Annotated in this window: 23 protein-coding genes and 1 pseudogene; 9 read left to right on the forward strand and 15 right to left on the reverse strand. The window is 70.9% G+C overall.

Annotation, left to right across the window (positions count from 1 at the left end):
* Positions 1–533: 533 nt before the first annotated feature.
* A complete protein-coding gene (locus GUI43_RS29625) occupies positions 534–2,261 on the reverse strand; it encodes a bifunctional metallophosphatase/5'-nucleotidase (protein WP_112700286.1) in 1,728 nt (575 codons plus the stop codon).
* 278 nt (positions 2,262–2,539) lie between these two features.
* Between GUI43_RS29625 and GUI43_RS29630 the strand changes: the two genes are divergently transcribed.
* The gene (locus GUI43_RS29630; RefSeq protein WP_112734959.1) at positions 2,540–3,337 is read left to right on the forward strand and encodes an alpha/beta fold hydrolase; all 798 of its coding nucleotides are present in this window, start codon (positions 2,540–2,542) and stop codon (positions 3,335–3,337) included.
* A gap of 34 nt (positions 3,338–3,371) precedes the next feature.
* Here the strand turns inward: GUI43_RS29630 and GUI43_RS29635 are convergent, their stop codons facing one another.
* Both GUI43_RS29635 and GUI43_RS29640 read right to left on the reverse strand, forming a co-directional pair.
* Positions 3,372–4,088 carry a histone deacetylase gene (locus tag GUI43_RS29635; protein WP_249037876.1) on the reverse strand — a complete coding sequence of 239 codons (717 nt, stop codon included), beginning with the start codon at positions 4,086–4,088 and terminating at the stop codon, positions 3,372–3,374.
* A complete protein-coding gene (locus GUI43_RS29640) occupies positions 4,031–4,810 on the reverse strand; it encodes a phosphodiesterase (protein ID WP_112700288.1) in 780 nt (259 codons plus the stop codon). Before GUI43_RS29640 ends, GUI43_RS29635 begins: the two co-directional genes overlap by 58 nt.
* 244 nt (positions 4,811–5,054) lie before the next feature.
* Here GUI43_RS29640 and GUI43_RS29645 point away from each other — a divergent pair, with 244 nt between their 5' ends.
* Complete coding sequence (locus tag GUI43_RS29645) at positions 5,055–6,419, forward strand: GGDEF domain-containing protein (RefSeq protein ID WP_428842234.1); 1,365 nt, start codon at positions 5,055–5,057, stop codon at positions 6,417–6,419.
* Positions 6,420–6,519: 100 nt separating this feature from the next.
* On the opposite strand, the gene GUI43_RS29650 is transcribed toward GUI43_RS29645, so the two are convergent.
* Both GUI43_RS29650 and GUI43_RS29655 read right to left on the reverse strand, forming a co-directional pair.
* On the reverse strand, positions 6,520–7,581 hold the full coding sequence (locus tag GUI43_RS29650; protein WP_091403390.1) for an aspartate-semialdehyde dehydrogenase: 1,062 nt from the start codon (positions 7,579–7,581) through the stop codon (positions 6,520–6,522).
* A gap of 5 nt (positions 7,582–7,586) precedes the next feature.
* Complete coding sequence (locus tag GUI43_RS29655; RefSeq protein WP_030489892.1) at positions 7,587–8,852, reverse strand: aspartate kinase; 1,266 nt, start codon at positions 8,850–8,852, stop codon at positions 7,587–7,589.
* Between the two features lie 259 nt (positions 8,853–9,111).
* On the opposite strand from GUI43_RS29655, the gene GUI43_RS29660 reads away from it, so the two are divergent.
* Both GUI43_RS29660 and GUI43_RS29665 read left to right on the forward strand, forming a co-directional pair.
* Positions 9,112–9,900, forward strand: a complete 789-nt coding sequence (locus GUI43_RS29660) for a hypothetical protein (protein WP_249037877.1) — start codon at positions 9,112–9,114, stop codon at positions 9,898–9,900.
* Between the two features lie 84 nt (positions 9,901–9,984).
* A complete protein-coding gene (locus GUI43_RS29665; protein ID WP_112588573.1) occupies positions 9,985–10,515 on the forward strand; it encodes a nitroreductase family protein in 531 nt (176 codons plus the stop codon).
* Between the two features lie 6 nt (positions 10,516–10,521).
* Here the strand turns inward: GUI43_RS29665 and GUI43_RS29670 are convergent, their stop codons facing one another.
* Positions 10,522–11,508, reverse strand: a complete 987-nt coding sequence (locus GUI43_RS29670) for an ArsR/SmtB family transcription factor (protein WP_112604811.1) — start codon at positions 11,506–11,508, stop codon at positions 10,522–10,524.
* A 77-nt stretch (positions 11,509–11,585) separates the two neighbouring features.
* Between GUI43_RS29670 and GUI43_RS29675 the strand changes: the two genes are divergently transcribed.
* On the forward strand, positions 11,586–12,857 hold the full coding sequence (locus GUI43_RS29675; RefSeq protein WP_112700290.1) for an MFS transporter: 1,272 nt from the start codon (positions 11,586–11,588) through the stop codon (positions 12,855–12,857).
* A gap of 237 nt (positions 12,858–13,094) precedes the next feature.
* Complete coding sequence (leuA, locus tag GUI43_RS29680; protein ID WP_112588578.1) at positions 13,095–14,846, forward strand: 2-isopropylmalate synthase; 1,752 nt, start codon at positions 13,095–13,097, stop codon at positions 14,844–14,846.
* A 29-nt stretch (positions 14,847–14,875) separates the two neighbouring features.
* On the opposite strand, the gene GUI43_RS29685 is transcribed toward leuA, so the two are convergent.
* A complete protein-coding gene (locus tag GUI43_RS29685) occupies positions 14,876–16,369 on the reverse strand; it encodes an MFS transporter (RefSeq protein ID WP_112588580.1) in 1,494 nt (497 codons plus the stop codon).
* Between the two features lie 107 nt (positions 16,370–16,476).
* On the opposite strand from GUI43_RS29685, the gene GUI43_RS29690 reads away from it, so the two are divergent.
* Positions 16,477–17,133, forward strand: a complete 657-nt coding sequence (locus tag GUI43_RS29690; RefSeq protein WP_112588598.1) for an HNH endonuclease family protein — start codon at positions 16,477–16,479, stop codon at positions 17,131–17,133.
* Positions 17,109–17,498 carry a hypothetical protein gene (locus GUI43_RS29695; RefSeq protein WP_112588600.1) on the forward strand — a complete coding sequence of 130 codons (390 nt, stop codon included), beginning with the start codon at positions 17,109–17,111 and terminating at the stop codon, positions 17,496–17,498. Before GUI43_RS29690 ends, GUI43_RS29695 begins: the two co-directional genes overlap by 25 nt.
* Before the next feature lie 24 nt (positions 17,499–17,522).
* On the opposite strand, the gene GUI43_RS29700 is transcribed toward GUI43_RS29695, so the two are convergent.
* The 7 genes from GUI43_RS29700 to GUI43_RS29730 all read right to left on the reverse strand — a co-directional run bounded on the left by GUI43_RS29700 (position 17,523) and on the right by GUI43_RS29730 (position 24,584).
* Positions 17,523–18,626 carry an ABC transporter ATP-binding protein gene (locus GUI43_RS29700; RefSeq protein ID WP_112588582.1) on the reverse strand — a complete coding sequence of 368 codons (1,104 nt, stop codon included), beginning with the start codon at positions 18,624–18,626 and terminating at the stop codon, positions 17,523–17,525.
* Positions 18,623–19,636: an ABC transporter ATP-binding protein gene (locus GUI43_RS29705; RefSeq protein WP_112588584.1), complete on the reverse strand. Its 1,014-nt coding sequence runs from the start codon at positions 19,634–19,636 to the stop codon at positions 18,623–18,625. The genes GUI43_RS29700 and GUI43_RS29705 overlap by 4 nt, the downstream gene beginning before the upstream one ends.
* An 8-nt stretch (positions 19,637–19,644) precedes the next feature.
* Complete coding sequence (locus GUI43_RS29710; RefSeq protein WP_112588586.1) at positions 19,645–20,607, reverse strand: ABC transporter permease; 963 nt, start codon at positions 20,605–20,607, stop codon at positions 19,645–19,647.
* A complete protein-coding gene (locus tag GUI43_RS29715) occupies positions 20,604–21,608 on the reverse strand; it encodes an ABC transporter permease (RefSeq protein WP_088950603.1) in 1,005 nt (334 codons plus the stop codon). The genes GUI43_RS29710 and GUI43_RS29715 overlap by 4 nt, the downstream gene beginning before the upstream one ends.
* Before the next feature lie 85 nt (positions 21,609–21,693).
* Positions 21,694–23,358, reverse strand: a complete 1,665-nt coding sequence (locus GUI43_RS29720) for an ABC transporter substrate-binding protein (protein WP_112588588.1) — start codon at positions 23,356–23,358, stop codon at positions 21,694–21,696.
* A 315-nt stretch (positions 23,359–23,673) separates the two neighbouring features.
* On the reverse strand, positions 23,674–24,267 hold the full coding sequence (recR, locus tag GUI43_RS29725) for a recombination mediator RecR (protein WP_091403417.1): 594 nt from the start codon (positions 24,265–24,267) through the stop codon (positions 23,674–23,676).
* Between the two features lie 8 nt (positions 24,268–24,275).
* The gene (locus tag GUI43_RS29730) at positions 24,276–24,584 is read right to left on the reverse strand and encodes a YbaB/EbfC family nucleoid-associated protein (protein WP_007466279.1); all 309 of its coding nucleotides are present in this window, start codon (positions 24,582–24,584) and stop codon (positions 24,276–24,278) included.
* Between the two features lie 201 nt (positions 24,585–24,785).
* On the opposite strand from GUI43_RS29730, the gene GUI43_RS29735 reads away from it, so the two are divergent.
* The gene (locus tag GUI43_RS29735) at positions 24,786–25,457 is read left to right on the forward strand and encodes a DUF998 domain-containing protein (RefSeq protein ID WP_112700291.1); all 672 of its coding nucleotides are present in this window, start codon (positions 24,786–24,788) and stop codon (positions 25,455–25,457) included.
* 60 nt (positions 25,458–25,517) lie between these two features.
* On the opposite strand, the pseudogene GUI43_RS29740 reads toward GUI43_RS29735, so the two are convergent.
* Positions 25,518–25,800: pseudogene (locus GUI43_RS29740) on the reverse strand (DNA polymerase III subunit gamma and tau); the annotation flags it as partial.

A 25,800-nucleotide genomic window follows, 5' to 3' on the forward strand; every position in this document is an offset into this window, starting at 1 on the left:
CGCCCCGCGCCCCGCACCCCGGCGCCCCGCACCCCGGCGCCCCGGCGCCCGGCCCCGCACCCCACGCCCCGCACCCCACGCCCCGCACCCAAGATCCGAGCAACTTCCCGGAAGTTGGTGCCTCGGGCGCGCGGGAGACAGCAACATCCAGGAAGTTGCGCGGATCTTCCTCATTGACCTCGGCATTGATCTTGTCGAGGACCAAGATCGCGCTCAATCCTGGATGTAGTGGCATCCCCGCGCACCGATGCCACTACATCCGTGTTCGAGCGCGATCTTGCCCGGAGGCGCGTGCGCGGGCCGCAACGCCAGGCAGGCGCGTGCGCGGGCAGGCACGGGCGGGCGGGCAGGCACGGGCGGGCAGGCACGGGCGGCAGGCACGGGCGGCAGGCACGGGCGGCAGGCACGGGCGGCAGGCACAGGCGGGCAGGCACGGGCGCGGGCAGGCAGGCACGGGCGCGGGCAGGCGGTGTCGGGGACGGGTCAGGCCCCGGAGCTGGTGCTCCGGGGCCCGATGATCGCGGGGTCGGCCGTCAGCCGGCGGGGACCTCGGCGGTGGTGCGGATCCGGTCCAGCGTCGGCGCGGAGACCGGCGACTGGGCGGTCAGGTAGGCCACGAACGCGTCCAGGTCGATCTGGCCGGTGACCAGGTTCGTCCCGCCGGTGAAGGTGCTGAAACCGTCACCGCCGCCGGCCAGGAAGTTGTTCACCGTCACCCGGTAGGTGGCGGCGGTGTCGACGGCGGTGCCGCCGATGGTGAGACTGCCCCGGACCACGCGGGTGCCGGCGCACGGGTCGGCCGCGGTGGCGCTGGTGCCGTTCAGGTCGACCACGTAGCTCAGCGTGGCGGACGGGTACAACGTGCGGCCGGTGACGAACTGCTGTTCCAGGACGCAGTAGAGCTGCGCGCCGGTCAGGTCCAACGTCACCAGGTTGTTGGCGAACGGCTGCACCGTGAAGGCCTCCCCATAGGTGACCGGGCCGGCGTCCAGGGCGGCCCGCACCCCACCTGGGTTCATGAGGGCGGCAACAGCGCCCTGCTCGTCATCGGTGGCGGCGAGCTGCGCGTCGGCGATCACGTTGCCGATCGGCGACTCTCCGCACGAGTTGGGCACCTGCGGTGAGCAGGTGCCGAGCAGGTTCTCCTGCGTCGTGGGGAGGGGGGTGGCGGTCACGCCGACCTGGCGGTCGGCGACCGGGCCGAGCACCGTCTTGTACCGGTTGATCAGCGCGGTCTGCCTCCGGTCCGGGGCCACGTCGCGGGTGACCACGACGTTGTTCGCGGCGGCGGAGATCACGTCCCCGCTCCGGCCGTCGATCTTGAGGTCGATGTCGGTGACCAGGCGACCGAACGAGCTGGCACTGGTGACCAACTTGCCGCTGATGTCGCAGTTGTACGCCTGGTGGGTGTGCCCGCTGACCACCACGTCGATCGACGGGTCCATCCGGTTGGTGATGTCCACGATGGGCCCGGTCAGGCCGACGCAGTCGTTGATGCCGCCGGTCGACGCCTGGGCGCCGCCCTCGTGCAGCAGCACGACGATCGTCTCCACGCCCTTGCGGCGCAGCTCGCGAGCGTACCGGTTGGCGGTGTCCGCCTCGTCGGCGAAGCTGAGGCCGGCGACGCCCTGCTGGCTGACGATCTGCGGGGTGCCCTCCAGGGTCATCCCGATGAAGCCGACCTTGACGCCCTGCACCTTGTGGATCGCGTACGGCGCCATCAACGGCTTACCGGTGGCGGTCGTGAAGGCGTTCGCGGACAGGTACTGGAAGCCGGCCCCTCGGTACGGGGTGCCGTCGGCGCAACCGTCCACCGGGTGGCAGCCGCCGTTCTGGATCCGCAGCAGCTCGGCGGCGCCTTCGTCGAACTCGTGGTTGCCGACGCTGGCGTAGTCCAGCCCGGCCATGCTCAGCGCCTCGATGGTCGGCTCGTCGTGGAACGCGGCGGAGAGCAGCGGGGACGCGCCGATCAGGTCACCGGCGGCGACCGTGATGGTGTTCTTCTTCTTGGCTGCGGCGCGCAGCTCGGCAAGGTGGGTGGCCAGGAACTCAACGCCGCCCGCGGTCTGCCCGGCGATGGTGCCGCTGGACCCGGTCGGCGGTTCGAGGTTGCCGTGGAAGTCGTTGAGGGCGAGCAGGGTGACGTCGACCGGCTTCGGTCCGGCGTCGGCCTGCTCAGGGCTGGTGGCGACCGCGCCGAAAGCGGCCACCGCGAGCGCGGTCAGGCCGACAGCGGCCCGACGCATCCCGGGTATGAACATGGATCTCCTCGTGAGAATCGGCGCGTACGGTGCCTGGCCTCTGGGTCGACCGGGCCGCCGACGGACGCCGTCGAAAGGGTCGCGGATGACGGTGGTTGAGCATGGCCCCCGCCCCGACAGCCTCTCATCCGGACGCCCACCGGTCGACCCGGGCAGCGCATCGGAGCAGCGCGTACGCCGAGGCCGCTATCGATCATCGTTTAACGCGGTCTGCCGGACAACGTCGGACCCAGGGTCTAGAAAGGACGGGACAGCCAACGAGGAGTGGGGGCGGCATCGTGAGCGGAACGACACCCGTGGCGGAGCAGGTGCGATCGGTCGACGGCACACCCATCGCGTTCGAGCGGTCCGGTGCCGGGCCGGCGGTCGTCCTCGTCGGCGGCGCGTTCAGCGATCGCAACGCGACCCGCGATTTGGGCGCGGCGCTGGCGCCGGATTTCACCGCCTTCAGCTATGACCGTCGCGGTCGGGGCTACAGCGGCGACACCGCACCGTACGAGGTCGGCCGCGAGATCGACGACCTGGCCGCGCTGATCGCGGCGGCGGGTGGTTCCGCCGCGGTCTACGGCATCTCCTCCGGTGCCGTCCTGGCCGCCCTCGCCACCGCACAGGGCCTGCCGGTGACCAAGTTGGTCATGTTCGAGCCACCGTTCCAGGTCGGCTCGCACGTTGGCGTCAGCAAGGACATCACACCGCAGCTCATCGAGCTGATCGCCGCCAACGACCGGGACGGCGCGGTGGAGACCTTCCTCAGCGCCTCGGTGGGGCTGCCGGCCGAGCAGATCAGCGGGATGCGGTCGCAACCGGTGTGGGGTGGGCTGACGGCGGTCGCGCACACGCTGGTGTACGACTCGATCGTCACCGCCGGAGGGCGACTCCCCGCCGAGCGGCTGGCGGCCATCACCGCGCCGACCCTCGCTGTGGACAGCACCGGCAGTCCACAGTGGCTGCGGGACGCGAGTCGGGCGGCGGCCGAGGCCGTTCCGGGCGGCCGGTCCGTGAGCCTCGACGGCGGTTACCACGACGTGCCGCCGACGACGCTGGCCCCCGCGCTGCGCGAGTTCCTGCTCGGTTGACCGCCCAGCGGTCGACGAGGCGCGAGCCCGCGGGTCAGCCGTCAGCCAGCGCCTTGTCGACCAGGGCAGCTACGGCGGCCGGTGGCCAGGCACCGGCAACGCCGGGCCGGGCCGCCAGGTAGGTGGCGATTCGCTCGGCGGGCCAGCGGTGCGACTCGCGCAGCCCTCGGGCGATCATGCCGAGGTAGATCGGCGCGGGAGGTCGGCACGGCACGGCTGACGCCCTCTCGGGGGCGGTGAAGGTGAGCATCGGAACACCGTCGCGGCTGCCCGGGCAGATCAGCGTCTCGTACCGCCCCGGGCCCAGGGTGGCCCGCCCGTTGGCGACGGCGGCGTCGATGGCCGCGCCGGTCGCCGGGATCAGCTCGGTCGTGTCGCCCGGCGGGCGGTACATCTCCTGGGCCGCGATGTCGGTGAACTGCTCCAGGGTGACCAGGTAGGCGCGGGCTGCGGCGTCACCCGGCAGGTGCGGGTCGTAGAAGGCCATGCCGCCGGTCCAGGCACCGGACTCGCCGGCGAAGTAGATGCCGCCGGGCAGCGACACCGGTGCCGACCGGCTCGGTGGACGCCGGTCGCGGCAGCCCGGGTACGTCCGCTTTCCGCCGGGTGGGCAGCCGCCACCGATGTACCAACCCAGCCGGGCGGCGTGCATGTTCGAGCCGTACGAGACGTACCAGGCCAGCACGACGACCCTCAGAAGCCGCAGGTCTGCCCGGCGGTGTGGCTCACCTGCACGGTGTGGGTCACGCATCCGCCGGCCTCGACCGAGTGCAGCAGGAAGGCGGTGGGCTCGTTGACCCAACCGATCTGCTCGTCGGCGCTCATGGTGAGCGTGCTCTGCTTCCAGGTGCTGGGCGCCACGGTGAGGACGGTGCCCGCGTACGCCGTGGTGACCGGGCGGTGCAGGTGGCCGGCGCCGACCCGTACCACGTGCCGGTGCCGGCCGATCACCTCGGCGAGCGCGTCACCGTCGGCGAGCCGGATGGAGTCCGCCACGGGGATGCCGACCGCGACCGGCGGGTGGTGCAGAAAGATCACGGCGGGCACCTCGGGCCGTCCGGTGAGCACCCCGTCGAGCCAGCCGAGCTGTTCCTCGCCGAGTTGGCCGCCGTCGCTGCCGGGGACGAGCGAGTCGAGCACCACTACGGACGCCGCATCGTGGTCGACGTGGTAGTAGGCCGAGAAGCCGCCGCCGAGCCAGGGCGTGCCGCCGAACGCGTCGAGCAGGGACTCCCGGTCGTCATGGTTACCGGTGGTCAGGTGCACCGGCAGCGGAAAGCGGCCGATCACCTCGCGCAGCGCCGCGTACTCGTCGGGCTGGCCGTGGTCGGCCAGGTCGCCGCTGATCACCACGCAGTCCGGTCGGGGTCGCAACGCCAGCACCCGGCCGAGCGCTCGGTGCAACCCGGCGGCCGGTTCGGCGGCGAGCAGGCCGGTGGTCAGGTGCGGGTCACTGAGCTGGGCGATGAGCATGGGCTCGCCTCCTCGGCGCCGGGAGGCTTCACGCTATCGGCAGGCGCGGCGTCCCGGGGGGCATGCGTCCACAGGCTGCGTCCACAGCCTGTGGATAGCACGTGTGTACGAAGCCCGGCCGGTCTCAGCCACCGTGAGTACGCTTGATCGAGCGGTTCGGCGTCGGCCGAGCCCCTCCCCTACCTGGAACGACGTGCGAGTGGATCATCAGCGAGTCATCCGTGACGTCACCGTCCGCCTGCCGATGGCGTCGAGCACGCCGGAGGCGTGTCGGTGGACGGTCACCGCGCTGTCCCGCCACACCCCGGCGACCATCTCCGTGCTGCTCGCGGTCCACGACCGCCTGCGCTGCGTCGCCGCGACCGGGGCCTGGCAGGTCTTCGCCACCGTGCCGGCGCGGACCGGCATCGTCGGCCGGGTGTACGCGACCGGCGTCCCCGCCGTCGTCCCGGACGTCACCGTCGACCCGGACTATCTACCGGTCCGCCCGGATGTGACCGCCGAGCTGTGCGTACCGGTGCTGGACCCGACGGGCCGGGCGATCGGCGTCCTCGATTTGCAGTGGAGTGAGCCGACCGACCTGGAGCCGTGGCGGGAGACCGCGCAGCGGCTGGCCGACGGGCTCGGCGCGCGGATCACCGCCCTCGGTGGCCCACCTGCGGAGAGTCGCAGCGAGAAGCTGCTTCGCCACGCGGCGGCGCTCTCCTCCGCGCCGACCGAGGGCGAGGTGATGGGGGCAGCGGCCCGCGCCGCCCGGGAGGTCTCCACGCTCTCCACCGCGCTGCTGCTGATCGGCGGTCAGCTCGGCCCGTCCCCGGCGACGCCGAGCGACCTGGAGACCCGGATTCGCGCCGAGCTGGCCGCGGCGGGTCCGGCCGCCCTGGACCGGATGGTCGTACGGGCCCATCGTTACGGCGCCGGGTACACGCTGGGCGAGACCGGGCATCCCCCGACCGAGGACTACCGCCCGTTGACCCGGGCGGGGGTACGCACGCTGGTGGCCGTGCCGGTCGGGCCCACGGACGCCGGTGGGGTGCTGCTGGTCGCCGACGAACGCGCGCTGCGGCCGGACCCGACCACTGTCAGCCTGATGGAGTTGCTCGCCGGGCAGGCCTGGACGAGCGTGGACCGGCTGCGCACGCTGGCCCGGCTGCGGGAGCAGGCCAGCTCCGACCCGCTGACCGGGTTGCGGCACACCGGCCCGTTCGGGCAGCGGATCGCGGCGGCCACCCCCGGGCGTACGGCTCTGCTGGCGATCGACGTGGACGGCTTCAAGACCGTGAACGACACGTACGGCCACCAGGCCGGCGACCGGGTGCTGGTCGGGTTGGCCCGGGCGCTGGAGGGGGCGCTGCGGCACGGCGACGAGTTGTACCGGATCGGCGGTGACGAGTTCGTCGCGGTGATCGAGGTGAGCCGCCCGGAGGAGGCGGTCCGGATCGCCGAACGGCTCACCGAGGCGGCACGACGCATCGGCCGCACGATCAGTGTGGGCGTCGCTCTGCCCCGCCCCGGCGAAACCCCCGACCGCACCCTGAAGAGAGCCGACCAGGCCCTCTACGCGGTGAAACGCCAAGGCCGAGACGGCGTCCTGCTCTCTGCGGCGTAACCGCCCCCAGGTCCCCGCTGATCTTGCACTTTCGGTTGCCGTTCTGTCGCCCTCGCCCCTTGTGCCGGCACAGAAACTGCAAGATCGCGGCAGCGGAGGGTCAGGGGGTGCGGAGTTCTTTGGCCAGGAGTTCGGCGATCTGGGCGGTGTTGAGGGCTGCGCCCTTGCGGAGGTTGTCGCCGGTGACGAAGAAGTCGAGGGCGCGGGGATCGTCCAGGGCGCGGCGGATCCGGCCGACCCAGGACGGGTCAGTGCCGACGGCGTCGATCGGCATCGGGAACTCCCCGGCCGCGGGGTCGTCGACCAGGATCACCCCGGGTGCGTTGCGCAGCGCCTCGCGGGCGCCCTCGGCGTCGACCTCGGTGGCGAAGACCGCGTGCACGGCGACCGAGTGGGCGGTGACCACCGGCACCCGGACGCAGGTGGCGGAGACCTTGAGGTCGGGGAGGCCGAGGATCTTCCGCGACTCGTTGCGGATCTTCATCTCCTCCGATGACCAGCCGCTGTCCGCCGGGGAGCCGGCCCAGGGGACCACGTTGAGCGCCATGGGTGCCGGGAACGGACCCAGGTCGTCGCCGACCGCCTGGCGTACGTCGCCGGTGCGCGAGCCGAGCGCCCGATCGCCGGCGACCTTGGTGAGCTGGTCGTGCAGGATGTCGACGCCGGACTGACCGGCTCCGGAGACCGCCTGGTAGGAGGCGAGCACCAGCTCCCGTAGGCCGTACTCGCGGTGCAGCGGCGCGACGGCGACGATCATCGCGAGGGTTGTGCAGTTGGCGTTGGCGATGATGCCCCGGGGCCGGTTGCGGACCTGCTCGGGGTTGATCTCCGGAACGACCAGCGGGACGTCGCGGTCCATCCGGAACGCGCCGGAGTTGTCGACAGCGATCGCGCCCCGGGCGACGGCGATCGGCGCCCACTCGGCGGAGACCTCGTCGGGCACGTCGAACATGGCCACCTGGACCCCGTCGAACGCCTCGGGGGTCAGCGCCTGGACGACGAGTTCCTCGCCCCGGCAGCGGACCCGGCGTCCGACGGAGCGCTCGGAGGCGAGCAGCCGGATCTCACCCCAGACGTTGCGTCGCCCGGTGAGCAGCTCACACATCACGGTGCCGACGGCACCTGTCGCTCCGACCACGGCGAGGGTGGGCAGCGCCGTCATCGGCGCTACCTACCTGTCCCCGCGTAGACCACGGCTTCGGTGTCGCCGCCCAGCTCGAACGCGTCGTGGATGGCGCGGACGGCGGCGTCGAGGTCGGTGTCCCGGCAGACCACGGAGACCCGGATCTCGGAGGTGGAGATCATCTCGATGTTGACCCCGGCCGCGCCGAGCGCGGCGAAGAAGCCGGCCGCCACCCCGGGGTGCGAGCGCATGCCCGCGCCGATCAGCGAGACCTTGCCGACGTGGTCGTCGTAGAGCAGGCCCTTGAACTTGACCGGCTCCTGGATCTTGCTGAGCGCCGCCATCGCGGTGGGGCCGTCGGCCTTGGGCAGGGTGAACGAGATGTCCGTCCGGCCGGTGCCCTCGGTGGAGACGTTCTGCACGATCATGTCGATGTTGATCTCGGCGCCGGCGACGGTGTCGAAGATCCGCGCGGCGGCACCCGGCTCGTCGGGCACCCCGACGATCGTGATCTTGGCCTCACTGCGGTCGTGCGCGACCCCGGTGATCAGTGCCTGCTCCACGGAAAGGTCCTCCATCGATCCGGTGACCATCGTGCCGGTGTTGGTCGAGTATGACGAACGGACGTGGATCGGCAACCCCGCCCGCCGGGCGTACTCCACGCTACGCAGGTGCAGCACCTTCGCGCCGCAGGCGGCCAGCTCCAACATCTCCTCGTAGGTGATGTGCTGGATGTGTCGGGCGTTGGGCACGATCCGCGGGTCGGCGGTGAAGATGCCGTCCACGTCGGTGTAGATCTCGCAGACGTCGGCGTGCAGGGCGGCGGCGAGCGCCACGGCGGTGGTGTCCGAACCACCGCGGCCCAGCGTGGTGACGTCCTTGGTGTCCTGCGAGACGCCCTGGAAGCCGGCCACGATGACCACCGAACCCTCGTCGAGCGCGCCCTTGAGCCGCCCGGGGGTGACGTCGATGATCCGGGCGCGGCCGTGCACCGAAGTGGTGATCACGCCGGCCTGCGAACCGGTGAACGAGCGGGCTTCGTACCCCAGGTTGTGGATGGCCATGGCCAGCAGGGCCATCGAGATCCGCTCCCCGGCGGTGAGCAGCATGTCCAGCTCGCGGCCCGGCGGCAGCGGGCTGACCTGGTTGGCCAGGTCGAGCAGCTCGTCGGTGGTGTCGCCCATAGCGGAGACCACCACCACCACGTCGTCGCCGGCCTTGCGGGCGGCGACGATGCGCTCGGCCACCCGCTTGATCCGCTCGGCGTTGGCGACGGAGGACCCGCCGTACTTCTGCACCACGAGTGCCACGACGGTGCACTCCCTCCCAGCGACCCTGAGCGTGCCGACGCCGCCGGAACCGGGGCCGGCGGCGCGTGTCAGACCCCATGAGGGTATCCGGCGGACAACGAAGCCGGGTCAGGTGATCCCACCATCCGGCCCGGCCGGGACCGGCCGGGCCGGTCCCACCAGGTCCGACGGGTACGCCGGGACGCCCCGCCCGACACGCCGGAAGGAGCCCGGTACGCGCCGGCACCCACCGACCGCCCGCACCCACCAGAATGGGCCGGTGCCCGTCCTCATCCGTTCGGCCGGCCGCGTGCTCGGGCCGCTCGTCCTCGCCCTGCCAGCCCTCCTGGTCGCCTGCACCAGTGAACAGCCTCCGACTCCGCCGCCCGTCGATCCGGGGCCGGTCGAGGTGGACGCCGCACGGGATGAGCTGGCCGCGCTGGCCGCGGCGGCTCAGGACCGTCACCTGGTGGCCCAGTACGTCTACAGCCAGGCGGGCAAACCGGATCGCACCATCGTGTTCACCAGCGCGAACGACGGCAGCTGGCGGGTGGATGTGCCGGGGGGTGCCCTGGGTGGCACCGCCGATGTCTCGATGGCCGGCACTGCCGACGGGCTGTTCCAGTGCGCCCTGCCGTCGGCCGGTCATACCGGGTCGGCGAGTTGCGTACGCCTGGGTGATCGCGACGACGCGATCCCACGCCGGTCGGACCCCCGGGTCCAGCACCTGCTCACCGACTGGTTGAACGTGCTCACCGACCGCCGCGCGCCGTTGGCGGTCGCCCCGGCCAACCCGCCCAGGGGTCTCACCGGCACCTGCTACTCGGTGGATTCCACCTCGGCGTCGCTCAACGCCCCGCTGGATGTGGGCATCTACTGCTACGACCAGGACGGCACGCCGACCGGCGTCCGGACCGGGGCCGGGACGCTGCGGCTGGCCGCTGCACCCGGCCCGGCACCGGCCACCGTGCAGCTGGCCGGCCCGGTGGTGATCGACCGGGAGCCGCTCGACACCGCGGCGCCGCCGACCCCGGACCCGTCGGAGAGCCCGAGCGCGGGAACGCCCTGATCTTCGTCCCGTTACGGGTGCTCTTGCCCACATTTATGCCCCCCATCCTGAGGCGCGAATCACCCATACAGGACGATCCGGTGTATGGCCGACCTCACCCCGCTGCTCGCCTACCGCTGGAGTCCACGAGCCTTCGACCCGAGCGCCGAGCTGACCCCGGAGGAGTCCGCCTCGCTGCTTGAGGCCGCGCGCTGGGCCCCGTCGGCGGAGAACGGGCAGCCCTGGCGGTTCGCCCTCGGCCACCGCGACGACGAGACCTGGAAACGGATCCTGATCAGCCTCCCGGTCGACGACCAGATCTGGATCCGGCACGCCGCGACCCTGGTGGTCGGCGCCCACACCGGCCTCGACACCGAGCGGGCCGCGTACGACCTGGGCCAGGCGGTCGCCCACCTGACCGTGCAGGCCACCGCGCTCGGCCTGCACGTGCACCAGCTCACCCGGTTCGACCGGGCCGGCCTCTCCACCGAACTCGACCTGCCCGGCGGCGTCCGCCCGTTGGTGGTCGCCGCCGTCGGCCGACTCGGGGACCCGTTCGCCCTTCCGGCCGAACTGCGGGCCAGGGAGACCGGCCTGCGTCACCGCCGTCCGGTCGCCGACCTGCTGCTGCGCTGAGCCGACTCATCCGCCGCGGCTGGCCCGGACGAGGACCGCTGCGGCATCGGTGTTGCGATAGCGCACGTGCCGACCCTCGCGGGACCGGGACACCAGGCCGGCGCCGTGCAGCGCGGCCAGGTGCTGGGAGACGTTTCCAGCGGACATCCCGGTGAGTCGGGCCAGGTCGGTGGTGGTCAGCGCCGTCTCGAGCAGGTACAGCAGCGCGGTCCGGCCCGGCCCGATCACCCGTGCCAGTGGGTCGCCGGACGGCGGCGCGGCCGCCTCCCAGAGCGTCCCGACGGCACGAACCGGGTACGCGCCGGCCGGCAGCGAATCCTCCAGCAGGTTCCACAGCACGTGCTGCTCCGTGAACACCGTCGGGTTCAGCGCCAGCCCACGACCGCGGAGGTCGAAGTCCCGCTCGAACGTGTCGTCGCTGATCACCCGGTCGCCGTGCCAGCGCAGACTCGGGTGGAGCTGCTCGAAGAACCGACCGGCGCCGCTCTCGGCGAGCTGCGCTGCCCGGTACGCCACGTCGGCGTCGAGCAGCGCCCGCATCCGCGGCCAGTCCGGGGCGATCGCCTCGTCGTGCCAGACCCGCACCGCGTCGACGACCTGCGGCAGCAGCCCGCCGGGGTCGGCGAGCAGCGCCCGCCCGAACGGGCTCAACGGTTTCCGCCAGGTGGTCGACAGCAGGTCCTGGACCACCACGGCCGGCGGCGTCGCGGCGATCTGGTCGAGCTGCTCGGCCATCTCCACGTTCGGCCGGGCGGCCGGGGTGAGGAAGTCGGGCAGCCAGCGACCCGGCACGACCAACCCCACCAGAGGTCGGACCCGGTCGGCCACCTCGGGACGACGCAACGTCACCCGGGCCCGGTCGATCCAGGGCAGGTGCACCGCGTAGCGGATCGGGTTGGCCAGCGCCCACATGCTCATGACCGTCTCGTTGGCCGGTGACACGGCGAGCCGTACTCCCGCCACGTCGGCCAGGCTGAACCGCAACTCGGACACACGCCCCCCAGGAACAGGATTCGGTCCAGCCTAAAAGACTCGACCGGACCGATGGGGGCCCGCTTCACTCCCCGGACATGGGGACCAGAGAAACCATCCGCACCGCCGTTCGAGACGTCGTACCGCCGGCCGGGCTGACCCGCGCCCTGGCCGTGCAGGCCATGGTCTACGCCGTCGGCAGCGGCCTGTTCCACGCCGGCAGCGCCGTCTTCTTCACCCGGGCGCTCGGGCTCAGCGCCGCCCAGGTCGGGTTGGGGCTGTCCGTCGCGGCGGGGGTGTCGCTGCTGGGCACGGTGCCGCTGGGTGGGCTCACCGACCGGTACGGGCCGCAGCGGGTCTGGGTGGTGGGGCTGGTGCTCAACGCGGCGCTGTTCGCGACCTACCCGTTCGTGGGCGGCTTCGCGGGGTTCCTCGCCGTGGTGGTGGCGCTGGCCGCCGTGGACGCCGCTGTCGGCGTGGCCCGACAGGTCTACTCGATCAACGCGCTTCCGCCGGCCGAACGGGTCACGGCGATGGCGTACCAGCGCTCGTCGCTGAACGTCGGCTTCGGGCTCGGCGCGGTGATCAGCGGCCTGGTGCTGGCGGTGGACACGATCACCGCGTACCGGGGGATGGTCTGGTTCATCTCGACGGTCTTCCTCGTGACGGCCCTCTTCGTGCGGCGCCTGCCCCGGCTGCCGCAGGTGGCCCGACCGGCAGAGCCGATGAGTCGGCTCGCCGTGCTGCGGGACCGGCCGTTCATGGCGGTGTCAGTGCTGTCCGGGCTGCTCACCGCGCACGGGGTGCTCTACCTGACGGTCATGCCGCTGTGGATCCTCACCCACACCGACGCCCCGAAGACGATGATCGCCGGGCTGGTGCTGCTCAACACGATCCTGATCGTGCTGCTCCAGGTGCGTGTCAGCCGGGGTGCGGACACCGCAGCCGGCGCGGCCCGGGCATCCCGCCGGGGCGGGCTGCTGATCGCCCTGTTCTGCCTGGTCCTGCCGATCTCCGGGGTCACCCGGGGCCTGCTGACCGTCGTGGTGCTGGTGGCCGCCGCCATGTTGCTGATCCTGGCCGAGCTGATCGAGTCGGCGGGCAGCTGGGGGCTCACCGCCACCCTTCCGCCGGCCGACCAGCGCGGTGCGTACGTGGGGGCCCTCGGACTCGGCGTGCAGGTCCAGTATCTGATCGCGCCGGCGGGGCTGACCGCGCTCGGGGTGACCACCGGCGGGTGGGGCTGGTTACCGACGGCAGCGATCTTCGTGCTGGTAGCGGCGGTGATCGTGCCCGCGGTGGCCTGGGCGCAACGGACGCCGAGGCTGGGTGCCGAGGCCGCAGAGCCGGCCATGACCCCGGTCCCATAGTCCGGACCTGTCTTTCCACCCCCCGTTCCATCACGTAGGGTGACCTGGACATGTGGCAGGCGCTTCTCCTCCTTAGCCGCCGCGACGAGGCCTGACCGGCCGGCACCTCGTCGCGGAGTCGCATCGCGCCGTCCAGCACATCCGAACTTCTTCTCGGCACCGCCGCGCACTGTCGCCCGGCAACTCGCCGACACCTTCCGATCTGCTGACGCCACATGTTCCAGGGAGCACTCTGAGATGGCTCAACCTGTCACCGACGCTGAGACCGATCCGATCGCCCGGCAACGCCCGAGCCGGATGCCGTACCACCGCTACCAGCCGTACCAGGAGCAGTTCCGCGTCGAACTGCCCGACCGCACCTGGCCCACCCGCGCCGTCGAGGCCGCCCCCCGCTGGTGCGCCGTGGATCTCCGCGACGGCAACCAGGCCCTGATCGACCCGATGTCGCCCGAGCGCAAGCGCCGGATGTTCCAGCTGCTGGTCCAGATGGGCTACAAGGAGATCGAGGTCGGCTTCCCCTCGGCCAGCCAGACCGACTTCGACTTCGTCCGGCAGCTCATCGAAGACGACATGATCCCGGACGACGTCACCATCCAGGTGCTCACGCAGTGCCGGGAGCACCTGATCGACCGGACGTTCGAGTCGCTGCGCGGCGCGAAGCGGGCCATCGTGCACTTCTACAACTCGACCTCCACCCTTCAGCGGCGGGTGGTCTTCGGTCTGGATCGGGACGGCATCGCCGACATCGCCACCACCGGGGCGCGGCTCTGCCAGAAGTACGCGGAGATCCACACCCCGGACACGGAGATCTTCTACGAGTACTCGCCGGAGTCGTACACGGGCACCGAGCTGGAGTACGCGCTGGAGGTCTGCTCCCGGGTGATCGACGTAATCGACCCGACCCCGGACCGGCCGCTGATCATCAACCTGCCCGCCACCGTCGAGATGGCCACCCCCAACGTGTACGCCGACTCGATCGAGTGGATGCACCGGCACCTGCCGCGCCGGGACAGCGTGGTGCTGAGCCTGCACCCGCACAACGACCGGGGCACCGGCGTGGCCGCCGCCGAGCTGGGCCTGCTCGCCGGCGCGGACCGCATCGAGGGCTGCCTGTTCGGCAACGGCGAGCGCACCGGCAACGTCGACCTGGTGACCCTGGGGCTCAACATCTTCTCCCAGGGCATCGACCCGATGATCGACTTCTCGAACATCGACGAGATCCGACGAGCCGTCGAGTACTGCAACCAGCTGCCGGTGCACGAGCGCCACCCATACGCGGGCGACCTGGTCTACACCGCCTTCTCCGGTTCCCACCAGGACGCGATCAAGAAGGGCTTCGACGCCCTCGCCGCCGACGCGAAGGCGGCCGGCGTACCGATGGACGAGCACACCTGGGCGGTGCCGTACCTGCCGATCGACCCGAAGGATCTGGGCCGCACCTACGAGGCGGTCATCCGGGTCAACTCGCAGTCCGGCAAGGGCGGCGTCGCGTACATCATGAAGAGCGAGCACCAACTGGACCTGCCGCGCCGGCTCCAGATCGAGTTCTCCGGGGTGGTGCAGCAGGTCACCGATCACGACGGCGGCGAGGTCGACCCGGCCGCCATGTGGGAGATCTTCGCGACGCACTACCTGCTCGACCACCAGCCCGACCCGACGGTCCGGCTGACCGGCTACACGATCGGCACGGTGGACGGCAAGGTCGAGATCGAGGCCCAGGTCGGTGTGGGCGGCGAACAGCGCTCGCTCGCCGCGGTCGGCAACGGCCCGATCGACGCGTACGTCAACGCGCTCCAGTCGGTCGGGGTGGGCGTACGGGTGCTCGACTACCACGAGCACGCGCTCTCCTCCGGTGGTGACGCGCAGGCCGCCGCGTACGTGGAGTGTGAGGTGGACGGCAGGACGGTCTGGGGTGTCGGCACCGACGCCAACATCGTCACGGCGTCGATCAAGGCGGTCACCAGCGCCGTCAACCGCGCCCGCCGCTGACCTGGGCGCGACACCCCCGAAGTGGCTTCCTACTTCGGGGGTGTCGCGGCGGGCAGTGAATGGCAGGGCTGGGACGGCGGGGCTTTCCGGGGCGGTCGGTGGACCAGCACCAGGGCCAGCAGCGCGCCGGCCACGAGCAGCCCGGCACACCACTCCATCGCGCCCCGGAACGCGTCGGTCAGCTCGGCCTTCTGCTCGTAGCCGCCGCCGGAGAGCCCGACGAGCAGCGGCAGCGCCGCCACCGCGAGCAGGCCGCCGGCGCGGGACGCGGCGTTGTTGAACCCGCTGGCCACACCGGAGAACCGGTCCTGCACGGCGGCCAGCACCGACGCGGTCAGCGGTGCCACCACCAGGGTCAACCCGATGCCGAAGAGCAGCACCCCGGGCAGCACGTCCCGCCAGTACGACGCGCCCGGTCCGACGCCGCGCAGCAGCAGCAGGCCGACCGCGGCTACCACCGGTCCGATGGCCAGCGGCAGCCGTGGGCCGATCCGGGCCGACAGCGCACCGGCGCGCGCGGAGCCGACCAACAGCAGCACTGTCATCGGCAGCAACGCGATGCCGGTGCGGAAGGCCGACCAGCCGACCACGTTCTGCAGGTAGACGGCGAAGAAGAAGGTGAAGCCGCCGAGTGCTGCGTAGACGACGACGGTGAAGAGGTTCAGCACCGAGAAGAGTCGGCTGCTGAACAGCCCGGTGGGCAGCATCGCGGCGTCGCCACGCCGCCGTTCCAGCAGGACGAAGGCCACTGCGGAGAGCACCCCGACCACGGCTGCGATCAGCACCTCGGCGGAGTCGAACCCGCGGGCCGGCGCGTCGATCAGGGCGTAGGTGACGCCGGCGAGCGCGAGCGCTCCGAGCAGGGCTCCGGCGACGTCGAACCGCCGTCGGGTCCGACCCCGTCCCTCGGTGCGGGAGGCGCTCTCGTCCCGGCTCTCCGGCACCCAGCGCAGGGCGGCCAGCAGCACCAGCACGGCGATCGGCAGGTTGAGGAAGAAGATCCAGCGCCAGGAGAGCGCGTCGATCAGCCAGCCCCCGATGAACGGGCCCAGCGCTGTGGACACCCCGGACAGCCCGGCCCAGGCACCGATCGCCCGGCCCCGGTCGTCCGGATGGAAGCTCGCCTGGAGCACCGACAGCGACCCGGGTGTGAGCAGCGCGCCACCGGCGCCCTGGAGGAACCGGGCCGCGATCAGCATGCCGGTGCCCTGTGCCAGCCCGCAGAGCACGGAGGCGGCGGTGAACCAGACCACGCCGATGAGGAAGACGCGTCGTCGGCCGAAGCGGTCGCCGAGCGCGCCGCCGAGCAGCACGAACGCCGCCAGCATCAGCAGATAGCCGTTGATGGTCCACTGGAGATCGGCCACGTTCGCGCCAAGGTCCTGCCCGAGTTTCGGCAGCGCCACGTTGACGACGGTGCTGTCAAGGAAGACCATGCCAGAGGCGAGTACGGCGGCGAGCAGCGTGCCCCGGCCGGCGGTGGTGCCCATCCGGAGGGCGGTCGCCGGTACGGATGCGGTCATCCCACCAATCTGCCTTGCATCATGTGGGAGACGCCACGAAACGCCGAAACCGTGCCCGGGTACTGTGCGCAATCGCCGGGAGCCCCCAAGCTGGAGAGGTGTCGTCTGTGCGTACCAGATCAGGACCGCGAGCGGCGGTGGCCGCGCTTACCGCGGCGCTGGCGCTCGGCGTGGCCGGTTGCGTCCCGCAGGATGAGCCGACCACACCGCCGTCGAGCGACGGCGGCAACGCCGCGGAGCAGCTGAGCCAGCTCACCGTCGCTACCGCCGGCTCGATGAAGGGCTACAGCCGGGAGCGTTTCCCGCACTGGCGGGACACCGGCAAGAACTGCGATGTCCGGGACAGCATCCTCCAGCGCGACGGCAAGGACGTGAAGCTCTCCGGCTGCAACGTGGTCGGTGGGCGCTGGGAGAGCGTGTACGACGGTCGCAGCTTCTCGGATCCCTCCGACGTGGACATCGACCACATGGTGCCGTTGGCCAACGCGTGGCGCTCGGGTGCCGACGAGTGGGACAACACGAAGCGCGGCGATTTCGCCAACGACACCACCCGTCCGCAGCTTTTCGCGGTTTCCGCCTCGTCGAACCGGGCAAAGGGTGACCAGGACCCGTCGCAGTGGAAGCCGGCAAACCGGTCCTACTGGTGCAAATACGCTCAGGACTGGGTGACGGTCAAGCACTACTGGCGGCTGACGGTGACCACCGCCGAGAAGGCCGCCCTGACCGACATGTTGGAGGGCTGTTCAGTGGGGAGCGATTCGTGAACGTCGCCGGGGAGAGCGGCCCGTCCGCCGCCGGCATGACCGCGGACGGCACCGCCGAGACCCCCGCCGCCGTGCCGGGTGCCGGCATGGTCGCGGATTCGGGCGGGGCGGCCGGCCCACAGGCCCGCACCACCGACATCGTGCCCGGCCCCGGCGGCGTGATGACCGACGAGGTCGGCGTCGTCACCGGTGACCTGACGCTGCGCACCGAGTACGCCGACGGCAAGGTCACAGTGCGGGTGCAGTACAAGGACGCGGACGAGTGGTACGCGGTGACCGGCACGTCGGTCACGCTGGCCGACCCGGCTGGGCTGGACGCGGTGCACGGCGTCGCCGTGGGGCTGCTGAACCGCCCCGAGGGCTGACGAGCGCCGGCACCGCGTCCAGTCTCAGACGTACGAGCCGGGCTCGGTGGGCGCGGAGACCACGCCCGGCGCGTCCCCCTCACCCTCGGGTCGGACGATCTGCGCGCTGACCCCGTGCGGGCGCAGTTCGCCGCTGGCGATCTGCTCGGCCCAGTGGCAGGCCACCCGGCTGGCGCCAATGTCCCGCAGCACCGGTCGCTCGTCGGCGCAGCGGGTGGGCTGCGCCCACGGGCAGCGGGTGTGGAAGCGGCAGCCGGACGGCGGGTTGGCCGGCGACGGCAGGTCACCGGCGAGCAGGATCCGCTCCCGGCGGTCCTCCACGTCCGGGTCCGGCACCGGCACCGCCGACATCAGCGCCCGGGTGTACGGGTGCAGCGGCTCGGTGTAGAGCCGGTCGCTCGGCGCCTCCTCGACCAGCGCGCCCAGGTACATGACGCCGACCGTGTCGGAGATGTGCCGGACCACAGCGAGGTCGTGCGCGATCACCAGGTAGGTCAGCCCCAGGCTGTCCTGGAGTTCGTCCAGCAGGTTGACCACCTGGGCCTGGATCGACACGTCGAGCGCCGAGACCGGCTCGTCGGCGACGATCAGCTCGGGCCCGAGCACCAGCGCGCGGGCGATGCCGATGCGCTGGCGCTGCCCGCCGGAGAACTCGTGCGGGTAGCGGGACAGCGCCCAGCGCGGCAGCCCGACCGCGTCCAGGGTCTCGCCGATGATCCGTCGACGGTCGGTGCGGTCGGTGCCGATCCCGTGGGTCTGCAGGCCCTCGGTCAGGATCGACTCGACGTTCTGCCGGGGGTCGAGGCTGGACATCGGGTCCTGGAAGATCATCTGCATCCGGCGACGCATGCTGCGCAGCTTGCCGGGCGGCAGCGTCGTCAGCTCGACGCCGTCGAAGCTGACCTCACCGGCGGTCGGCGGGGTGAGCTGGAGCAGCGCCCGACCCAACGTGGACTTGCCGCAGCCGGACTCGCCCACCAGGCCGTACGTCTTGCCCCGCGCGATGCTCAGGTCGACCCCGTCGACGGCCTTCACCTGGCCGACCACCCGGTCGAAGAGCACCCCCCGTTTGATCGGGAAGTGCACCTTCAGGTCGCGCACCTCGACGAGGACGTCGTTCTCGCTCACGCTGATTCCTCCTCGCGCGGGGCGGGCACCATGCCCGGCAGCGGCTCCGGGTTGACGCACCGGTAGCTCCGTCCGTCGTGCGCGTGCACCAGCTCCGGCGGCTCACCCACACACTCGTCGATCCGACGGGCGCAGCGCGGGGCGAAGGCACATCCATCCGGCCAGGGCAGCAGGTCGCGGACCGAACCGGGAATCGGGTTGAGCTTCTCGCCCCGCCCGGCGTCCAGGCGTGGCACCGAGCCGAGCAGACCCACTGTGTACGGGTGACGCGGCTGGCGGAACAGCGGACGACGGCGGGCCGTCTCCACCACCCGGCCGCCGTAGAGCACGTTGACGGTGTCGCACATGCCGGCCACCACGCCCAGATCGTGCGTGATCATCAACAGTGCGGTGCCGGAGTCCCGGACCAGCTCCTTGAGCAGCTCCAGGATCTGGGCCTGGATGGTGACGTCCAGCGCGGTGGTCGGCTCGTCGGCGATCAGCAGCCGAGGCTGGCAGGCCACCGCCATCGCGATGAGCGCGCGCTGGCGCATCCCACCGGAGAGCTGGTGCGGATACTCCTTGAGCCGCCGCTTCGGGTCGGGGATGCCGACCCGGTCCAGCAGCGCCGCCGCCTCCTTCGCCGCGGCCTCGCCCTTCATCCCCCGGTGCCGGGTGAGCACCTCGGTCACCTGCAACCCGATCGGGATCACCGGGTTCAACGAGGAGAGCGGGTCCTGGAAGATCATCGCGATGTCCCGGCCCCGGATGTCCCGCCGCGACCGGTCGTCGAGTTGGAGCAGGTCGGTGCCGTCGAAGACGGCCTTGCCGCCGACCCGCAGGCCGGGCTGCTTGGGCAGCAGACCCATGATCGCGAGCGAGGTGACGCTCTTGCCGCAGCCGGACTCGCCGACCAGGCCGACCACCTCACCGGCGTCGACCGAGAAGGACACCCCGTCGACAGCGTGCACGGCCCGCTGACCGCGGCGCGCGAACGTGACGGAGAGATCTTCAACTTCGAGCAGTGCCATTGCCGGGCCTACTTCCGCAGCTTCGGGTCGAGGGCCTCACGCATCGCCTCACCCAGCAGGGTGAAGCCGAGCGCGGTGATGATGATCGCGACGGCCGGGTAGATCGCCAGTGACGGCCGGATGCCGAGGTACTGCTGCGCGTCGGCGAGCATGACCCCCCACTCCGGTACGGCGGTGTCCGGGTTGCCGAGGCCGAGGAAGGAGAGCGCCGCGGCCTCGATGATCGCGGTGGCCAGGGTGAGCGTGGCCTGCACGATGACCGGGGCGAGCGAGTTCGGCACCACGTGGGTCAGCGCGATCTTCGACTTCTTGACGCCGAGCGAGGTCGCCGCCAGCACGTAGTCGCTGTTGGCCTGGGAGATCATCGAGCCGCGCAGCAGCCGGGCGAACACCGGCACCGAGACCACACCGACCGCGATCATCACAGTGGTCAGGCTGGCCCCGAGCAGGGCGGCGATGCTCACCGCCAGCAGCAGGCTCGGCATCGCCAGCAGCATGTCGATGAAGCGCATCAGGGTGGTGTCGATCCACCGCCCCCACCGGCCACCGAGACCGGCCGCGGCGCCGGAGACGCCACCGATCAGCGCGCCGATCGCCAGACCGATCAGGGTGGAGACCACGCCGACCAGCAGGGTCTGCCGAGCACCCACGATCATCCGGCTGAACTCGTCGCGGCCCTGGTGGTCGTAACCGAACCAGTGGTCACCGGTCGGGCCGGGGATCACACCCGGCTTGATCAGCCCTTCCCGGATGCCGATCGTGTCCGTCGCCGCGTACGGCACGAGGAACGGTCCGACGATCGCTACCAGCACGAAGAGCGCCAGGATGACGGCGCCGACGATCGCGGCCGGGTTACCCCGCAGCCGGCGGAACGCCTCCTGCCAGAGGCTGACGCCGCGCTCGTCGTCCCGGGCGGCCAGTTCGGAGAGCCGGTCGATCTTCTCGCGCTTCTTGCCTGGGCTGAGCGTCATCGCACCCTCACCCTCGGGTCGATGAAGCTGTAGGAGAGGTCCACCAGGAGGTTCACCAGCACGTACACCACCGCGATGATCAGAATGAAGCCCATCAGCACCGGATAGTCGCGCTGGCCGATGGCCTCGGCGACGAACGCTCCGATGCCACTGAAGGCGAAGACGGTCTCGGTCAGCACCGCGCCGGAGAGCAGGCCGCCCGCGAGCAGACCGATCGAGGTGGCGACCGGCAGCATGGCGTTGCGCAGGACGTGCCGGCGGCGGACCGTCTGCTCGGTCAGGCCCTTCGCCTCGGCGGTGCGGACGAAGTCCTCGTTGAGCACCTCCAGCACGCTCGCCCGGGTGATCCGGACGATGATCGCCAGCGGGATGCTGGCCAGCGCGATGGCGGGCAGCACGAGATGCCATAGCGCGTCGGCGGCGGCGTCCCACTCGCGGGTCATCAGGCCATCGAGGACGAAGAAGTTGGTGACCCGGGTCGCCTCAAGCGTCGGGTCCTGCCGGCCGCTGGACGGGAACCAGTGCAGGTTCTCCGAGAAGATCGCCTTGAGCACGTAGCCCAGGAAGAACACCGGGATGCAGATGCCGATCAGCGAACCGCCCACGGACGCGTGGTCCAGGAAACGGCCGCGACGGCGGGCGGCCAGGTAGCCCAGCGGGATGCCGATGCCGATCGCGATGATCATCGCGGTGATGGTCAGCTCGACGGTGCCGGGGAAGCGCTCGATGAACTCCGTGGTGACCGCCCGCTTGGTGGAGGTCGAGGTGCCCAGGTCGAGCTTGATCATCCGCCGGACGAACCGGCCGTACTGCACCAGGATGGGCTCGTCGAGCCCCATGTTGCGGCGGATGGCGGCACGCATCTCGGGCGTGCCGCGCTCGCCGAGGATGGCGGTCTCGGGGCCGCCGGGGAGCCGGCGGAGCCAGATGAAGAGCAGAAGGGAGAGCCCGAACAGCGTGGGTATCAGCTGAAGCAGGCGCCTGACGATGAACCGGAACACGGCGGCCTCGAAGGGGTGCGGAGGGTTGCGGGCGGGCGCTGTGCGACAGCGCCCGCCCGCGTTCCTTGCTGCGTCAGATCAGGACTTACTTGAACTCGGCGGTCGCGAAGCGCTCGTCGGTGAGCGGGCTCGCCTTGACGCCGGTCACGTCCTTGCCGAACACGATCGCCGGCGGCGAGTGCGAGATCGGCACACCGGGCAGGAACTCCATCACGGACTTGTTCAGGGCCTTGTACTTCTCGGTCCGGGCCGCGATGTCCGCGGTGGTGTCCGCGTCCTTGAACTGGTCGAACAGGGCCTTGTTGTTGAAGCCCCACTCGTCCTTCGGCCGGTCGAAGAAGGTGCCGATGAAGTTGTAGGCGTCGCCGTAGTCACCGGTCCAGCCCAGGAAGTGGATGTCGTGCTTGCTACCCGAGGTGGTGGCGTTCAGGTAGTCCGGGCTCCACTTCAGCGGGATCGCCTCGACGGTGATGCCAACGGCCTTCAGGTCCGCCGACAGCAACTCGAAGATGTCCTTCGGGTTCGGCATGTACGGCCGGGTGACCTCGGTCGGGTAGTGGAACTTCAGCGTCAGGTTCGACGCGCCCGCCTCGGCCAGCAGCGCCTTCGCCTTGGCCGGGTCGTAGGTGTACTTCGTGACGTCACCGTTCCAGCCCTCGACGGTGTCCGGCATGAAGTTGTCGGCGACCTTGGCACCCGGCGGCAGCTTGGAGGTGACCAGCTGCTGACGGTTCAGGGCGTACGCGATGGCCTGCCGAACGCGGATGTCGGCGAGCTTCGGGTTGCCCTTCTGGTTCATGGCCAGGTAGAGCACGTTGAACGCCGGGCGCGTGAGCATGTTGAAGCCCTCGCTCTTCAGCGGCTCGACGTCGGCCGGGCCAACCAGGTCGTAGCCCTGGATGTCGCCGGAGCGGAGCGCCTGCTTGCGGGCGTTCTCGTCCGAGATCGTCTTGAAGATGAGGGTCTTCAACTTGGCCTTGGCGCCCGAGTAGTCCTCGTTGCGCTCCAGGGTCAGCGTCTTGTTGGCGACGTCCCAGGTCTTGAACTTGAACGGGCCGGTGCCGGTCGGGTGCGCCGTCGCGTACGCCGGGTACTTGATGTCCTCGGCGGTGCCCGCGACGTTGCTCGCGTCGAACTCCTGCAGCGCCTTCGGGCTGTGGATGGAGAACGAGGGGAGCATCAGCGCGGCCGGGATCTTGCTGGAAACCCGGGTGAACGCCAGGTCCACAGTGGTCGCGTCCTTGGCGGCGCACGACTTGAAGAGGCTCGCGGGCAGGTCTTCGCTCTCGTTCTTCGCGAAGCCACCCATGACGTCCTGCCAGTACGCGGTCACGTCCGGGCTCTGCATGAGGCCCTTGGCGTTGTACCAGCGGTTGAAGTTGACGCAGACGGCCTCGGCGTTGAAGTCGGTGCCGTCGTGGAACTTCACGCCCGAGCGGAGCTTGAAGGTCCAGGTGGTGCCGGCGGCGTCCGGGGTCCAGGACTCGGCCAGGCCGGGGGTGACCTTCGTGCCACCCTCCTCCGGTCGGACCAGGGTCTCGAAGACCTGACGCGCGACGCGCAGCGACTCACCATCGCTGGCGAAGCTCGGGTCGAGCACCTTCGGGTCTCCGGCGACGCCGAAGACGAGGGTGTCCTTCTTGCTACCACCGGATTTGTCGTCGTCGCGGTTGCTCTCGGCGCAGCCTGCTACCGCGAGGGCCGCGACCGCGATGGCCGCGATCGCGACCTTCGGCCTGGGTGCACGCATGTGTGCTTCACCTCGTCCTTGGGGGTACGGACAACGTGGTGACAGGGGTCACCGATGGCGGTGACCATAGCTCCCGATGCGTCCACCCGGAAACCGCTGAGTGGACGGTTGGTATCGGATCGTGCCTCAACCGCCGCTTGACATTCGATTCTTAGGTAAACAGCGGCAAAAACCGATCAATCAGCACCCGCGATGCCAAACTGTTACGTCGAACAGCCCCGATGAGGGCACAGGTGTCAGATCATTTCCGGGCAGAGACGCAGCGGTGGCCGGCACCCACACGGGGTGCCGGCCACCGGCCGTTCGTCAGGGGGATCAGACCGCGCGGCGCCCCTCGAAGGCCCGACCAAGGGTGATCTCGTCGGCGTACTCCAGATCGCCACCGACCGGCAGCCCGCTGGCCAGCCGTGTCACCGAGATGCCCATCGGCTTCACCATCAACGCCAGGTAGGTGGCGGTCGCCTCGCCCTCGGTGTTCGGATCCGTGGCCAGGATCAACTCCCGTACCCCGCCGCCACCGAGCCGGATCATCAGCTCCCGGATGCGTAGGTTGTCCGGGCCGATCCCCTCCAGCGGATTGATCGCGCCACCCAGCACGTGGTAGCGACCGCGGAACTCACCCGTCCGCTCGATGGCCACCACGTCCTTGGGCTCCTCGACCACGCACAGCACCTCGTCGGTGCGACGCTGGTCGCGGCAGATCCGGCACTGCTCGGACTCGGCCACGTTGTAGCAGGTCGTGCAGAACCGCACCAGCTCCTTGACCTTGCGCAGCGCGCCGGCCAGCCGGTTGACGTCGGCCGGATCCGCCGAGAGGACGTGGAACGCGATCCGCTGAGCGCTCTTCGGACCCACGCCCGGCAGCCGACCCAGCTCGTCGATCAGATCCTGGATGGCACCTTCGTACATCTGCCGGCTCAGAAACCGGGCAGGCCGAGGCCGCCCATGCCGCCGGCGACCGGGCCCATCTTGCGCTCGGTCAGCTCCCGGGCCGCCTCGGCGGCGTTGTGCACGGCCGCGACGACCAGATCCTCCAGCGTCTCCACGTCGTCCGGGTCGACGGCCTTCGGGTCGATCTTGATGGCCTTCAGCTCACCGGAGCCGGAGACGGTCGCGGTGACCAGCCCGCCGCCGGCGGTGCCGGTCAGCTCGGCCTCGGCCAGCTCGGCCTGGGCGGCGGCGATCTGCTGCTGCATCTTCTGCGCCTGCTTCAGCATCTGCTGCATGTTCGGCTGTCCACCTGGGCGCACGGGATGGCTCCTTCTCGCACTCGTCTGCTCGACCGCCGCTCAGCCTATCCGCTGGGACCGACCTCGCCCCGCCCGGTGCGTCCGCCCACGCCGAGCCTTCGGGTACGGCTACCCCTACCCCGAACCGGCCATCTGCTGGTAGTGCGCCCACAGCCGTCGCACTGGTCTGCTCGTGGCATGAACCTCAACCGCACCGGCCGGGTCGGCGCACTGTGCTGGCTCGCGGCCGCGCCCATCTTCCTCGTCGCCAGCCTGATCACCGGGCTGCGGTGGCGCGAGCCCGCCTACAGCTGGGCCACCCACAACATCAGCGACCTCGGCAACGCCCACTGCGGCATCTGGGACACGACCCGCCCCCGCTACGTCTGCTCACCGTGGCACCCACTGATGAACACCGCGACACTGGCCACCGCCGTCCTGCTCGCCGCCGGGCTGCTGCTGACCTGGCGGATCCTCGGTCACGGCCCGGTGGTGCGCACGGCCCAGACACTCCTGCTGCTGGCCACCGGCGGATACGCCCTCGTGGCCCTCCACCCGGCCGACATCGACGAGAACCTGCACGTCCTCGGCGCAGTCCTGATCATGGGGATGGGCAACATCGGCCTGCTCCTCGCCGGCTTCGCACCACGCAGCACGACGCTCGGCCGGTGGCGACGGCTCACTCTCACCGCCGGGCTCATCGCGCTGGCCGGAACAACACTGTTCGCCGCCCAGCAGGGCCTGGCCATCGGGGTAGGCGGCATGGAACGAGTAGCCGTCCTACCCTTCCCCCTCTGGGCCTGCGCCCTGGGTGGCCTGCTCGCCGAGGCCCCTCCCCTGCGCGATCTTGCACTTCCTGCCTCGACATAAGGGGGCATTCTTCGCAAGGCGACGACCGAAGCTGCAAGACCGCCGTGCCGAGCGGGGCCGCTAACGGGCGTCGACTTCGTTGATCTTCTCGGCACCGAAGGTTTCCCGGAGCAGCCGTACCGCCTGCTCCTCGCTGGACTCCCGTGCGGTCTTCTCGTCGATGATCTCGTCCAACGGCTCGTCGCCCGGGTCGAACCCTTCAAAGGCCGGGGCCGCGGCCGGTGCCGCGCCGCCGGGTCGGCCGGCCCGCGCGGGGCCGTCGAAGTCCGGGTCGTAGGGCGGCTCACCCGCCCATTCGGCGTCCGCGACCGGCCGGGCTGCCGCTCCGGTACGCGCACCGCGC

The sequence above is a fragment of the Micromonospora noduli genome (genome assembly GCF_003264365.1).
GTDB classification, from domain to species: Bacteria; Actinomycetota; Actinomycetes; order Mycobacteriales; family Micromonosporaceae; genus Micromonospora; species Micromonospora noduli.